General features: G+C 62.0%; 11 protein-coding genes. 6 read left to right on the top strand and 5 right to left on the bottom strand.

What is annotated here, in order from left to right; translation table 11 throughout:
- Positions 1-15: 15 nt before the first annotated feature.
- On the bottom strand, positions 16-2,373 hold the full coding sequence (locus tag KZO24_RS21880) for a TonB-dependent receptor (RefSeq protein ID WP_486487695.1): 2,358 nt from the start codon (positions 2,371-2,373) through the stop codon (positions 16-18).
- 221 nt (positions 2,374-2,594) lie between these two features.
- Positions 2,595-3,164 (bottom strand): winged helix DNA-binding protein, encoded by a 570-nt coding sequence (locus KZO24_RS21875; protein WP_211151642.1) that lies wholly within the window; start codon positions 3,162-3,164, stop codon positions 2,595-2,597.
- 111 nt (positions 3,165-3,275) lie between these two features.
- On the opposite strand from KZO24_RS21875, the gene KZO24_RS21870 reads away from it, so the two are divergent.
- From KZO24_RS21870 to KZO24_RS21845, 6 genes are all read left to right on the top strand, one after another.
- The gene (locus tag KZO24_RS21870) at positions 3,276-4,400 is read left to right on the top strand and encodes an LLM class flavin-dependent oxidoreductase (RefSeq protein WP_486487694.1); all 1,125 of its coding nucleotides are present in this window, start codon (positions 3,276-3,278) and stop codon (positions 4,398-4,400) included.
- Positions 4,397-5,977 carry a phytoene desaturase family protein gene (locus KZO24_RS21865; RefSeq protein WP_486487693.1) on the top strand — a complete coding sequence of 527 codons (1,581 nt, stop codon included), beginning with the start codon at positions 4,397-4,399 and terminating at the stop codon, positions 5,975-5,977. Before KZO24_RS21870 ends, KZO24_RS21865 begins: the two co-directional genes overlap by 4 nt.
- Before the next feature lie 196 nt (positions 5,978-6,173).
- A complete protein-coding gene (gene tnpA / locus KZO24_RS21860; RefSeq protein WP_486487692.1) occupies positions 6,174-6,593 on the top strand; it encodes an IS200/IS605 family transposase in 420 nt (139 codons plus the stop codon).
- A gap of 705 nt (positions 6,594-7,298) precedes the next feature.
- Entirely contained in the window at positions 7,299-8,810 is a 1,512-nt protein-coding gene (locus KZO24_RS21855) for an ATPase domain-containing protein (protein ID WP_486487691.1), read from the top strand.
- A gap of 1 nt (position 8,811) precedes the next feature.
- Positions 8,812-10,371, top strand: a complete 1,560-nt coding sequence (locus KZO24_RS21850; protein WP_486487690.1) for a GAF domain-containing protein — start codon at positions 8,812-8,814, stop codon at positions 10,369-10,371.
- On the top strand, positions 10,259-12,184 hold the full coding sequence (locus tag KZO24_RS21845) for an ATP-binding protein (RefSeq protein ID WP_486487689.1): 1,926 nt from the start codon (positions 10,259-10,261) through the stop codon (positions 12,182-12,184). Before KZO24_RS21850 ends, KZO24_RS21845 begins: the two co-directional genes overlap by 113 nt.
- A gap of 57 nt (positions 12,185-12,241) precedes the next feature.
- On the opposite strand, the gene KZO24_RS21840 is transcribed toward KZO24_RS21845, so the two are convergent.
- The 3 genes from KZO24_RS21840 to KZO24_RS21830 form a co-directional block, all read right to left on the bottom strand.
- Positions 12,242-12,523, bottom strand: coding sequence for a hypothetical protein (locus tag KZO24_RS21840; RefSeq protein ID WP_486487688.1), 282 nt, complete (start codon positions 12,521-12,523; stop codon positions 12,242-12,244).
- Positions 12,524-12,543: 20 nt separating this feature from the next.
- Positions 12,544-13,152 (bottom strand): class I SAM-dependent methyltransferase, encoded by a 609-nt coding sequence (locus KZO24_RS21835; RefSeq protein WP_486487747.1) that lies wholly within the window; start codon positions 13,150-13,152, stop codon positions 12,544-12,546.
- Between the two features lie 512 nt (positions 13,153-13,664).
- Complete coding sequence (locus KZO24_RS21830) at positions 13,665-14,441, bottom strand: helix-turn-helix domain-containing protein (RefSeq protein ID WP_486487687.1); 777 nt, start codon at positions 14,439-14,441, stop codon at positions 13,665-13,667.
- Positions 14,442-14,545: the final 104 nt, after the last annotated feature.

Below are 14,545 nucleotides of genomic sequence, written 5' to 3'. Positions count from 1 at the left end.
GACCCTTTGAGGGGATCAGAACGAATAGCGCGCGCCGATCTGGAACATCCGCGGCGGCTTGTACGAGACTTCGTTGCAGCCGCAGAACGTCGCGAGGTCGAAGCCCTGCACGCCCGCGCGCGCGTCGGTCAGGTTGCGCACCGCGAAGGTGATGTCCCACGGGTCCAGCTTCCAGTTCACGCTGGCGTTGACCATCACGTAGCCGCCGAACTTGTCGGCCGAGAAGTTGCGCAGGTTGTAGTAGAAGCTGCTGGTGTATTGCGCATCGCCGCCCACCGACATCCGCCCGCCCAGCGCGTCGAAGCCGTAGCGGATGATGCCGGTGGCCTGCAGGTGCGGGGCGTAGACCGGCTCCACGTCGCGCACGATCGGGCCGTCGACGCGCAGCGGCACATCCTTGACCTTGGCGTCGAACCACGAGAGCGAAAGGCCGGTGTCCAGTCCGTCGAGCGGCTGCGTGAACACTTCCGCCTCGATCCCGTAAGTGCGCGCATCGGCATTGATGACCACGCCCGAAACGCCGGTGAACAGGAACGCCTGGTAGTCCTTGTAATCGTAGTAATAGGCCGAGACGTTGAAGCGCGAGCGGCCGTCCGGGAACGTGTACTTGAAGCCGCCTTCGTAGCTGGTCAGCGTCTCGCCCTTGTAGGGGATCGCGCTCGTCGGCACGGCAAGGCCGCCCGCCAGTTGCGCGTTGTAGCTGCCCGCCTTCACGCCGCGATTGACGCCGAAGTAGAGCATCAGGTCGCTGTCGGGGCGGTACTCGATCTGCGCCTTGCCCGCCCACAGCGTCTGACCGCGCTTGTCGGTGTAAGGGGCGCCGTTGTCGGGGCCGATCACGATGGGCGTGCCGGTGTGGACCTTGCGCAGATCCGGCGTGCTCCAGATGCCCTGAAAGAAGGCGTAGTCCTTCTGTTCGCGGATCACGCGGCCGCCCAGGATCATCGTCAGCTTGGGCGCGAACTTCCATTCCACCTGACCGAAGGCGGAATAGGAGTCGGTCTTGAGCCGCGCATCGACGCCAAGGTCCATCGGCGCACCCGGCACCACGCTGCCGACCGGGAACTTGAGGCCGTTGAGCGAGTGGTTGTCGATGTGCAGGTAGAAGCCGCCCGCCACCCAGTTCAGGCTGTCGGTAGAGCCGTTGAGGCGCAGTTCCTGCGAATACGTGTTGGCATTGACGCCCGCATAGTTCGCCGCCTGATTGCCCGGCCCGGCATCGACGTCAACGAACAGCAGCTTCTCGAAGTGCTTGTAGTCCGACACCGAAGTCAGGCTGACCGCATCCGACAGGTCGAACTCAGCCGTCAGGTTGAGGCCTTGCGTCTTGACGTGGTTGTGGTTCTTGAAGGCGAAGTCGCTGGAGGTGGCGAAGTCCTTCCCGTCCGGGTCGATGTAGCCGAAGAAGTCCCCGCCTGCGACCGGGCGGCCGTAGCTGTCGCCGAAGACGCCGTTGTTGTCGGTGTCCGAACCCATGTCCTGCCCGTTCGCGCCGATCGTCGCGCGGGTTTCATTGGCGGCGGCATTGCGCACGTCGATCAGTTCGCCGTCGGCATTGAAGACGCCGATGGTGGACTTGCTCTGGTACGGCGCGGTGGACATGCGGCTGCGCGCGGCGTTGCCAGAAAGCGTGAAGCGGGCGGTGTCGGTCGGCTCGAACAGCACCGTCAGGCGACCTGCCAGCGTATCGTCGTCACCCAGGTTCGCGCCCGCTCCGGCGCCCGGCGATCCGCCCACCGCGCCTGAAGGATAGCGGTTGCGCAGCAGCGCGTCGCTCTTGTTCCACATCACCGCGCCGCGTACCGCCAGCGTGGTGGATAGCGGCACGTTGAGCGCAGCCTCGCCGTGGAACATCATCGGCGAACCAACGGAATCGTAGATGCCGCCCTTTACGTCTATGTAGCCCGTGGTTTCGGTCAGGCTCGGCTTGGTGCTGACGAAGTGGACGAGGCCACCCGTCGCGTTGCGGCCGAACAGCGTGCCCTGCGGGCTCTTCAGCACTTCGACACGGTCGATGTCGAAGGTCGCGAAAGTCTGCCCCTGCGCGATCGCGATGTAGCCTTCGTCGAGATAGACCGCGTTGGGCGCCTCGACGATGTCGTTGAAATCGTTCTGCGTCACGCCGCGAATGGTGAACTGGGTGTTCTGCCCGGCGATGTTGCCGCCGGTATGCACGCCCGGCGAGAACGCCGCGAGATCGCGGCTGTCGGTAACGTTGAGCGTGCGCAGCTGCTCGCCCGAATAGGCGGTGATGGCGATGCCGACGTCCTGCAGCTTCTGCTCGCGCTTCTGCGCGGTGACGACGATCTCGCCGCCGAGCCCCCGCTGTCCGCCTGCGCTTCCTGCGCCAGCGCCGGTTGCGAGACGCCGCATAGGGTCGCCACCACAAGGGCGGCGATACTGGTGTATGTCCTCATGACGATTACTCCCCTTGGTACTGATTTCACCAAGGCGCCCGCCCGTGTGCCCGGGACGTGGTGCCGCTAGCCTCCTGCAAACAACTTCAAGCCTAAAATCTTTAGATATGAACTATTTGGACGCGAGTATGCGCCGCCGGAATTCCGGCCTGTGTCAGTCAGTGAATGAACCGGCGTCTATCGGCCGTCAGTAAAGCGCTGGTGCGTCGCGGTGACGCGCGCGGCCTGTTCGTAGATGCCGGAAAGCAGATTGAGCGTCTGGGTCGTCTGGCGCAGCCGTTCATCCATATCCTTCACCACTTCGGTGAATTCGATGAGGTGTCGGCGGCGCAATTCCGCATAGAGATCAGAGATTTCGCGGCCCTTGTCAGTAACCTGATAGACCGCGTTGCTGCGGTTGCCGATCTGCTCGATCAATCCGAGCTTCGTCAGCTTGCGCAGCGCGTACTGCATGTTGGGAACGTCGTCCCGGTTGGTCAGGCGCGCCAGTTCCTTGAGCGGCTTGGCGCGTTCGTGAAGGCGAATGGTGTGCAGCAGCGCGTTCTCGCTGCCCGAAGCGGACAGCCCGCTGGCGGCGGCGAAACACTCGCCCTGCCAGCGTTCGAACGACTCCCGAACCCGCATCAATGCGAATTCGAGTTCGGTGACATTCACTTCGTGCGGTGTCGAAGCGAGATGCCAGCGCTGATCGAGATCACCCGGTCCCGGCACGCCCGCAGGCGGCCTGGAAGCCTTGCTTCGCCCCATGTTTCGGACTCCTGTTTGTCCTTGAGTCGAAATCTAACTGTAATTTTTGCGATGGACAAGCATCAAAAGCTAACATAATTTTTTATTTAGAAATCGAAGAAGGGGAGTAGCATGACACAGGATCGAGGGATGGTGCGTCCGGGCCACTTCAAGCTGGGCACCTTTGCAACCAACTGTTCGGGCGGTATGTCCGTCACCACGGTTCCCGAGCGCTGGAACGCAAGCTGGGAGAACAATCTCAGGCTGGCGAAGATGCTCGACGAGGCGGGGATAGACTTCATGCTGCCGATCGCCCGCTGGATCGGCTACGGCGGGGAAACCGACTTCCATGGCTCAGTGCTGGAGACGATGACCTGGGCCTCGGCCCTGCTCGCTTCGACTCGCGACATCACCGTCTTCGCCACGATTCATACGGCAGTGAACAACCCCGTCGTCATCGCCAAGCAGATCGCCACGATCGACCGCATCGGTGGCGGCCGCGCAGGGCTCAACATCGTGGCGGGCTGGAACGAGCCGGAATACCGCGCGCTCGGCCTGAAGCTCGCCGCCGATCACGAGACGCGCTACGAATATGCGCAGGAATGGTTCGACGTGGTGCAGGCGCTGTGGTCGCGCGAAGGGCGCTTCGACTGGGAGGGCAAGCACTTCCAGCTCGAACAGATCCACTCCGATCCCAAGCCCGTCGTCGCCCGCCCGCCGATCATCAACGCCGCCGGGTCCGCGCAGGGACGCGACTTCGCGGTGCGCAACGCCGACTTCCTGTTCACCCCGGCGATCGACCTCTCGCGCTCGGCCGCCGAAGTCGCCGACCTGCACAAGGCAGCCGCCGAGCAGGACCGCAGCGCCGAGGTGCTGACCTTCAGCCATGTCGTCTGCCGCCCGACCGAACAGGAAGCCAAGGACTACGTGGCGCACTTCACTGGCGACGCGCTCGATTCGGTTGCGCTCGACAACCTCGTGAACCTGCAGTTCGCGCACGCGCAGTCGTTCCCGCATGATCTGCTGGCGCTGATCCGCGACCGCATGGGCATGGGCCACGGCGGCGTCCCGCTCATCGGCACGCCCGAACAGGTGGCCGAAGGGCTGATCGGCCTGCACCGCGCCGGGTTCGGCGGCACTACCCTCTCCTTCGTCGATTACGCCGAAGAGTTCCCCTACTTCCGCGATACCGTGCTGCCGCTGCTGGAGGCGGAAGGCATCCGCACGCCTGCCGCCAAGACCGCCGTGCCCGCGTGAAGACCAACTGGGACGCCATCGTTGTCGGCAGCGGGATCAACTCGCTGGTCTGCGCGGCACAACTGACGGCGAAGGGCCGCCGCGTGCTCGTTCTGGAGCGCGCGGCGGTGGCGGGCGGCTGCATCCGCACCGAGGAGGCGACCGTGCCGGGATTCCGGCACGACCTGTTCTCGATGTCCTATCCGCTGTTCGTGACGACACCGTTCTACCCGCAGCTGGCGCCTAAGCTGGAAGCGCATGGCGTCCGCATGGTCCAGGCGGAAATCCCGACCGGCGTGCTGCTGCCCGATGGCCGCTCGCTGCTGCTGCGCCGATCGCGCGAAGCGAACGTCGCGGCATTCGACGCGGCGTATCCCGGCGACGGTGCCGCCCATGCGCGCGCGATGGCGGGCGTCGAGGAACAGGCGCCGCTCCTGTTCGGCCTGCTGGGCAATGAGCCGCGCTCGTTCGATACCGTCAGCCTGCTGGGCAAGACGCTGCTGAAACAGGGCATCGATCAGCTCAGCGCCTTCGGTGCTGATTCGCTGAAATCCGCGCGCGACTGGCTGGAGGCGCGGTTCGGTTCGGACCTCGTCCATGCGCTGATCGCGCCGTGGGTGCTGCATGTCGGCCTCGGCCCGGAAAGCGCAGCCTCGGCGATGATGGCGCGGGTAGTCATGTTCACGCTGGAAGCGGCGGGCCTGCCCTTCGTCGAAGGCGGCAGCGATCGCATCGTCGCGGGCTTCCGGGCGATCATCGAAGGCGGCGGCGGCGCGCTGCTGACCGATGCCGACGTGGAGGAAGTCATCGTCGAACGTGGCCGCGCGACGGGCGTACGCCTCGCCGATGGCCGCACCTTCACCGCCCGGCGCGGGGTGGCCTGCAACGTCACGCCGACGCAGCTCTACCAGCGCCTTCTCCCGGCCGAGCATATCCCGCCCGCAACGGCGGAGCGCGCCGCCGACTACCGCTACGGCCGCGCCTGCATGCAGATACACATCGCCTTGTCCGAGCCGCCCGAGTGGGCCGATCCGGAGCTGGGCAAAGTCGGCCTGCTGCACCTGACGCCCGGCATGGACGGCATCTCGCGCGCGGTGAACGAGGCCGACCGGGGGCTGCTTCCCGCCGAAGCCACCATCGTCGTCGGCCAGCCCGCCCACGCCGATCCCTCGCGCTGCCCGCCGGGCACCTCGATGCTGTGGATCCAGCTACAGGAACTGCCGCGCACGATCCGGGGCGACGCCGCCGGTGAGATCGCGGTGCCTGCCGACGGCCGCTGGAACGACGAGATGGCGCAGGCCTATGCGCGGCGGATCATCGCGCGCATCACCGCGCATGTGCCCAACCTCGAACGCGCGACGCTGGGCATGCGCGTCCTCGGCCCGCATGACCTTGAGGCGGCCAACGCCAACCTCGTCGGTGGCGACCCTTATTCCGGTGTATGCTCCATCGACCAGTTCCATCTGTTTCGCCCCTTCACTGGGACCCGAAACCATGCAACCCCCGTAAAGCGACTGTTTCACATCGGAGCCTCCTCTCATCCAGGTCCGGGTCTCGGCGGCGTGTCGGGATTTCATGCTGCATCGGCGATAGGATAGGCCGTTATTGGTAGCATTCTGGCAATAAACTAAACGATTTTTTTGCTATTTAGAGTCCTCTTCCGAGGAGGAACCCCTCCGACTTCAGTCGGATATTGGCTTCAGCCTTAGACTCGCGTGCAAGCCTGTAACCTGAGGGAAAACCGAAGACCGCCTGAAGGGCGTAAGTCTTCGGTTTTCCCTCAGGTTACAGGCTATGCGCTACAAGAGCGGTTGTCACACAACATTCCATCACCGTTATCATCTGGTGTGGGCGCCGAAGTACCGCTTCAAGGTGCTCCATGGCGACGTGCGCTTGCGGGTCCGGGAAATCATCAGGCAAGTCTGCGCCGAGATGGGCGTGACGATCATCAATGGGGTCCTGTCGAAGGATCACGTTCACATGTTCGTCGAAATCCTGCCGCACGTCTCGGTCGCGGACTTCGTGCGTCGGGCCAAAGGGCGCTCGTCACGCAAGATCCAGCAGGAGTTCGAGCACATCCGCAAGCGCTACTGGGGACAGCGCTTCTGGCAACGCGGCTACTTCTCGACCACTTCCGGCAACATCACCGATGACATCATCATGCGGTATCTCGACAAACATACACACAAGGATGGCTTCAGCCCCGCCTCATGATCCTACCGACGTCAGCCGGTCAGTCATTCAGCTTTCCTGCCAAGGTGTTGAATTTATCTAAAATGATAGCGCTGGGGCTAATGGAAGGAAAAACTTTGGAATTTTATGGTGGAGAGTGAAATAAAAAAGGTGCCGTTATCTGCCATAATTCAGAGATAATCTGACGAAATATCACTGCCCGCAAACGGACAATATTAGGCATGCAAGATGAGAAAGCTGCTTGTCCGCACCTAAGGGCGTAAAGTTGGTTGCTGAACGACTGAGAAAATTCGCTACCCAAGATGTCTTACTGACTTCAAGATCTGCGCCTCATTCCGATCGTTCTAAACCAGCGCGGCTCCCCCGCTAACCGTTCATCCCGGAGACCGAAAGTTAGAAGGCTGCCCATCAAACTGACACAGTTCTGGAAGTTTTGATCGGTCTGCACTTCGGACAAGACTGGCTCTGACGGCATGGAGTGTGAACCATGCGCAATCCCGGTTGGCAGCGGGAACGAGAATGAACTTGGACGTTTCTACGCATGCTAGGGCAGGACGTCGGGAACGCAGCAAGATGGTCGAGCACGGCTGATTATAGCCGATTCGATACACTTTGTGCTTGGGGCGTTTTAGGTTTTTTGTCCTTGTTCGTCGTGCTGGTAGGTAGCGGATCACCCTTTCGGTTTGCCTTTGCCAACAGACTTTTAATCCAAACGAGGAAACGCCATTGCCTGCCAACGATCCAACACTCAAGACGGCCTCTACCGGCATAGTCGGGCTCGACGATATTCTAAACGGTGGCCTTACCCTGGATCGTATGTACCTGATCGAGGGAACACCGGGCACGGGCAAGACGACGCTTGGTCTCGGATTTTTGCTGAGTGGTGCGGCCGCGGGGGCATCCTGCCTTTACATAACGCTAGCCGAGACCGAGGTGGAGCTTCGGGCGGTTGGCGCATCCCACGGCTGGTCTCTCGACAGTCTGCACCTGTTCGAGATGGTTCCCGCCGATGGGTTCAGCGAAGATCAGGAGCAGACACTTCTGCATCCGAGTGAAGTCGAACTGGGGGAAACGGTTCGCAGCATTATGGCCAAGGTCGACGAGTTGCGGCCTGCACGCGTGGTGCTGGACAGCCTTTCGGAGCTGAGGCTGCTCGCCCAAAGCCCCATCCGATACCGGCGCCAAATCCTGGCGCTGAAACATTTCTTCTCGACCCGGGAATGTACCGTCCTGTTTCTGGATGACAAAGGTGCCTCGGGGAGCGACCTTCAACTCCACAGCATTGCCCACGGCGTCATCTCGCTTGATCAGACGCTCGCCAGCTTCGGCGCGCAGCGCCGACGCCTCCATGTCGTGAAGATGCGCGGTCTGGCCTTCCGGGGCGGCTATCACGATTTCGAGATCGAGCGCGGCGGACTGCGAGTTTACCCGCGTCTCGTCGCATCGGAGCACGACACTGCCGACAACGCTGCGGCGATCACGACCGGCTCATCCGAACTGGACGCCTTGCTGGGCGGCGGGCTGGTACCCGGGACGGCCACTCTGCTGACAGGACCGGCCGGGGTCGGCAAGACGACCACTTCGGTCCAATGCATGGTCGCGGCTCTCGAGCGCGGCGAGAACGCGGCTTACTTCTTGTTTGACGAACGCATGCCCACGCTGATGGTCCGCAGCAAGGCGCTTGGCATGGATTTGCAGCCCTATCTGACAAGCGGGCAACTGCTGATGCGCGCCATCGATCCGGCGGAGATGTCGCCTGGCGAATTCGCAGCCTCGGTTCGCAGCGCCGTGGAAAGCCACGGCGCCCGCATTGTCGTGATCGACAGCCTCAACGCCTATCTCCAATCGATGCCAAACGAGCAATTCCTCGTTCTGCAGATGCACGAGATGTTGACCTACCTCGGTCAGAAAGGTGTGGCGAGCCTCCTTATCCTTGGCCTTCATGGCGTGACGGGAGACGTCCGTTCGGATGTCGATCTCAGCTACCTGTCGGACACCGTGGTTCAACTTCGGTATTTCGAGGCACACGGAGAAGTTCGTCAGGCCATATCTGTGATCAAGACGCGAACGGCACGGCACGAAAGAACGATCCGGGAGTTTCAGATCAGTGAGGACGGCTTGCAATTGGGTGAGCCGCTCCGTCAATTCCAGGGCGTTCTGACCGGCGTGCCCACGTTTTTAGGTGAAGGAAGAAATCTGATGGCTGCTCAACCGGATGGCGAGTTGCCGAACGGCTAGGATGAACCTCCGTGTTTTGATCCTGGCGCCGCGCGGGCGTGATGCGGCCATCGCCGCCGACCTCCTTGCCCGTAATGCGATTCCATCGCACATCTGCTCTGACCAGCAGGACCTTGTCGAGCGGCTGCTGGAAGGGGCCGGGACTGTTCTTCTCACCGAAGAAGCTCTTGCAGCACCAATTCCGTCCCAACTGGCAACCTGGGTGGCCGGGCAACCGAAATGGTCGGATGTTCCCTTCGTCGTGCTTGCCAACGGTTCGCGCTCGCCGCGCACAGTCGCCGCAACGGCGCGCCTGGCGGAGCTTGGCAACGTTGTCCTGCTCGAGCGACCCTTGCATGCCGAAGCGATGCTTGGCGCAATCCGCTCGTCGCTGAAAGCCCGGGCTCGACAATACGAAGTTCGCGATGCTGCCGCGCTGGCGGATGCTCAGAACCGCGTGCTCGAACTCGCGGTCGCCCAAGCACCGCTTGCGGTGACCCTTGAGGCTCTCGTGCGCGAGGTCGAAGAGTTGTCCTCGTCGGGGGTCATCGCCTCGATCCTTCTGATTGACCAGGAAAGCCAGCGGCTGAGGCACGGCGCTGCCCCCAACTTGCCCGCTGCCTATAACGAAGCGATCGACGGTATCGCGATAGGTCCCGCCGTTGGCTCATGCGGGAGCGCAGCACACCGCAAGGAACCGGTGTTCGTCATCGACATCGCAACGGACCCGCTATGGTCCGAGTACCGGGAATTGGCGCTGGCGCACGGCCTGCGTGCCTGCTGGTCATTCCCGATCCGGTCCACCCAGGGCGAAGTCGTGGGTACGCTTGCCCTTTATCACCGCGAAACCTGCGCTCCGGTCGAAAAAGATCTAGAGATCGTCGGCTTCGTCGTGCGCACCGCGGGAATCGTCATCGCCCGCGCCCTGACCGAACTCGAGTTGCGGACGAGCGAGGCACGCTACCGCCAGATCGTAGAAGGGGCGGAAGACTTCGCCATCGTGACGCTTGATCTTGCAGGTACGATCACGGGCTGGAACAGTGGCGCCACTCGGCTCCTGGGTTACGCAGAGCACGAGGCACTTGGCCATTCGGGCGCTATGTTCTTCCCGACAGAAGACACGGGAAGTGGCGAGCCTGCCAAGGAGATGGAGCGCGCCGTTGGTGACGGGCGCGCTGTCAACGAGCGATGGCACGTCCGCAAGGACGGCTCGCGGTTCTGGGGATCCGGCCTCACCATGCCTCTGGCAGGCGGTGATGCAGGATTCGTCAAGATATTCCGCGACCGTACGCGTGAACATGAAGCCGAAGCGACGCTCCGCGAAAGTGAAGCGCGACTGCGGTTCTTCGGAGAAATCGAGGAACGTCTGTTCCGCGCCGGAGACGCATCGGACGCCATGCGAGCAGCGACCGAGATGCTGGGGCGCAAGCTGGCGGCGTCGCGATGCGCCTATGCGGACGTCGACACCGATGCTGATCGATTCTGGATTCTGCAGCGACTACACGGCAAGCGGCATCGTAAGCTCCGCCGGCGTCTACAGCCTCGATCTGTTCGGTCCACGCGCAGCCGCCGACATGCGTGAGGGAAATACCCTCGTCGTAAGTGACGTGGCGGAAGAACTGGATGCCGGTGAGGGCCGGGAGATGTTTCAGGCGATCGGCATCAATGCAATCGTGTGCTGCCCGCTCGTCAAGAATGGCTCACTGGTGGCCATGATGGCGATCCATCAGAATGAACCTCGTCATTGGACCACATTGGAAATCGCGCTCGTCAAGGAGACTGTCGAACGGTGTTGGGCGCATGTCGAGCGTGTCGGAGCCGAAGCGCGTCTCAAGGAAAGCGAAGAGCGATTGCGTCTGGCCGTCGAGAACGCAGAAATTGGCTTCTGGGATGTCGATGTCATCAGCGACCGCTTGATCTGGCCGGCCAGGACAAAGGCTATGTTCGGGATATCCGCGGATGTGCCGGTGAGCATGAACGATTTCTACGGCGGGCTTCATCCGGAAGACCGCGACGCGACCATAGCAGCCTACCTTGCCGCTGCCGACCCCGATCTTCGTACCTTGTACGATGTCGATTACCGCACCATCGGCAAGGAGGACGGCGTCGAACGCTGGGTCGCAGCAAAGGGCCGGGGTCTATTCGACGCAAGCGGGCGCTGCTTGCGCGTCGCCGGGACAGCGCTTGACATCACCGCGCGCAAGCAGGCCGAGATTGCGCTTCGCGACCTCAACGCCACGCTGGAGGCCCGGGTTGCCGAAGCTGTCACCGAGCGGGAGGAAGCACATGAAGCGCTTCGTCAGAGCCAGAAAATGGAAGCCATGGGCCAGCTTACCGGCGGCGTTGCTCATGACTTCAACAATCTTCTCACGCCGATCGTAGGTGCGCTCGATCTATTGCAGCGAAGAGACGTGGGCGGGGAGCGCGAAAAGCGTCTGATTGCCGGCGCGGCACAATCGGCAGAACGCGCAAGGATTCTCGTGCAGCGCCTGCTCGCTTTCGCGCGGCGTCAGCCGTTGCAATCCACAGCGGTCGATATTGCGAAACTGGTCGCGGACATGGGCGAACTCATCGAAAGCACGACTGGCCCGCAGATCAAGGTCGTCGTCGAGAGCCCTGCGGACATTCCGCCCGCCAAGGCGGATCCAAACCAGCTGGAAATGGCGGTCCTCAACCTCGCCGTGAATGCCCGCGATGCCATGCCGGAGGGAGGTACGCTACGTATCTCGGCTTCGGTGGCAAACGTGGGTTCGGGGCACCGGTCACGGCTAGTGCCAGGCAGGTACGTCTGTCTTTCGGTAGCCGATACCGGCACCGGCATGGACGAAGCCACGATAGCCCGTGCCATCGAGCCGTTCTTTTCCACCAAGGGTATCGGCAAGGGTACGGGGCTGGGATTGTCCATGGTGCACGGACTGGCTTCCCAGTTGGGCGGCGCGCTCACGATCGAGAGTCATCTCGGGCTCGGCACGAACATGCGGTTATGGCTCCCGCTCAGCGAACAAAGGGCTGACGAGTACGTGATACCGCCTCCGATTATCCCTTACGCCCCACGCATGGGCACTGCCCTTCTCGTCGACGACGAAGCGTTGGTCCGTATGAGCACCGCCGACATGCTATCGGACCTCGGTTACGAGACCATTGAAGTCAGTTCAGCAGAGGAAGCCTTGCAGATCATGGCATCAGGACAGCATATCGATGTCCTCATCACCGATCACCTGATGCCGGGAATGAGCGGGCTCGAACTGGCCCAGAATGTGCAATCCACACGTCCAGAAGTACCCGTCTTGCTGGCATCTGGGTATGCGGACCTTGAAGGTATCGATGCCGAACGTCCGCGGCTGACCAAACCGTTTCGCAAGGACGATCTGGCTGCGGCACTGTCTTCGCTATAGCACCTGATGCTACCTTTCGTCTCAAATTCCTCCCAGACGCATCAGCATCGGCGCCGCTCAAACAACAGGTTCCAAATCGGCATCGAGCAAATGTAAAGGCGTGGATACTGGCCGGCATCTAACTTCCCATTCGCACCAACACGCCATGCCTGAAGGCTGCGGAGCAACTGCTTCGCGCCGGTAAGCTGGAATTCCGTAATCGGCCGCTTCTACGTGCGCGGGATTGAAATGCTGCCGGTCCGCACTTGGTAAGCGAAATTTCGGCGTTGAGCGGCCGACAAGAGTCGGGTCGAGACCACCGGTGCGCGCAACTTTCAAACTTTTGACGAGCGCGTCCACGATCTTGGTCGTCGTTCTCCTCACTCTTTGCGTTTGGCCAACCAGATGGTGCGAAAGCCACAAGACGGGTCTTCAACGACGTGATCTAAGACGACGAAGCCAGCCTTGTCCAAAAGGCTTTGATACTCTTCAGAGTCAAGGCTGCCATGATAGAGTGGGTCTCCTTCCAAATCGCCAATGGCTTCGCCTTCAGATGATCCACTGGTGAACATAAGGGGCGCACCAGATTCTGCATGCGCATGGAAGCGCGCAAACATCTCACGTTGGTCAGAAGGCGAGAGATGGAAAAGGCTATCCCATGCGAGAAGACCTGAAAATCGTCGATCGAAGGCGAGCTTCCGCATGTCGATGAGATGCGCCTCAACGCCAGGTAGATTGTGTTGGAACAGCTCAAGCATTGCCGGCGTGCCATCTACTCCCGTGATCTTGAAGCCGCGGCCGATCAAATCGCCAGCAACTGGCAGCCCGGAACCACAACCGATATCCAGCACAGTACCGCCAGTCGGTAAAAGGTCGCAAAAGCGATCGAGCCATGAGCGTTCCGCTAAGTGATCACTACGCAATTTGGGCCAAGCACCGCCGTGAAGTTGGTACGTCTCGAGCACGGTGAGCGGAGCATGTTCAGGCATGTTCATCGGATACACTGAAAGGCGAATAGCGGCTACGTGCTTAAAAAGCTGCTTTCTGGTACCGATTGCACGCATTGCAAGGGCTGTCGAAAGCCCGGCGTTACTATTCTCCCGCCCCCACCGGCATCCTCGATCGCAAGGCCGCACAGCGCTTTCGCGCGAACAATGGGCTGACGCTGCAATGGATCGACTGTGCAATACTCGTGATACTACTTAAGTAAGTGCCCAAAGGCGGCTCATGGGAATTGCGCGAGCGGAGGCCGCGCCGTGCCCAGCGCCCGCTCCTCGACGATACGATCAAAGAGATCGGCACCGACTACTTCACCCTCGCCGGCCGCATTGGGATCACCCACACTCCCGACGCAGCCGCGTGTACGACAAGGACGAGACCTGGCAGGTCGCGACCATCCAAAGGCGGCGCTACTATCGCTTGCGCGAGTTCGAATGATGCGACGGCCTGACAAACTACATAGACATCCATTTCTGAACATGGACCGTCGGCATGGCCCGGCTCATCCGGGAACGTGCAGGCGGGCGAAGTCGCCCTCGATCGAGCGGTCCAGCATCTCCCGATATGCGGCGAAATGGAGCATTTCGGGCGTGACCAGGCCAAGCGGTGCGTCCTCCCTATCCCCCAGCTTGCGCAAGGCGATGGGAGCAGCGGCCGGCACCAACTGCGAGCCATGGCCCACTTCGAGGGTCGTCAGGATGCCGAACAGTCCGCCATCGATCGTCGGGCGCGACAGGATGGCGAGGCGGTACTGCCCCTGCTCGTTGGTGACGAGATAGATGTGGCCCGAGAGGTTGGGCATGGAAACCTGCCCGGCCTGCTCGAACCGGGAATCCGAACGACCCGATTCAGCAAAGCCGAGGCAGGCCTTCTCCGCGACCCAGCGGATCGTCGTCAGGTATGCGAACAGGCCGCCTGTGGTGCCGAAGCTGGGCCGGACGGTGAGATAGCATCCCTCCAGCCAGGTCACAGCCGAGCGGGCGTAGGCCCCCATGGCCTCGGGCGCGATGTCACCGCCGGTCGGCGCCGGCGGCGCAGAGGCGGAGCGAAGGCTTACGCCCAGTGCTTCCTCGATCCGCAGGAGTGTGGCGAGCGTGAAGGCTCGCTTGCCCGCCAGCGCTTTTTCCAGCGTCGACAGGCTGATGCGCGCCATGTCCGCCAGCGCCTGGCGCGACAAACGGCGCCGGGCGATTTCCTCGCGTACGCGCCGCGCGGTCTCGGCGCTTTCTACTGAGAGGCCCTCGGCGTCTGGCCGGTCATCTCCTAGGGTCGTGTCCATGCGTACATATGCGCACATATCCGCACATTGCGTCAATCCTTCCGCTAGTTTGCGTCGCCGTGCGCAAGGCTCGGCAGGAACCGGCTGAAACTGCTCGTGGCTGT

It is taken from the genome of Novosphingobium sp. NFX11 (assembly GCF_057376415.1).
The sequence above is the reverse complement of the archived record's forward strand: the minus strand, read 5'-3'. Positions and strand labels throughout refer to the sequence as shown.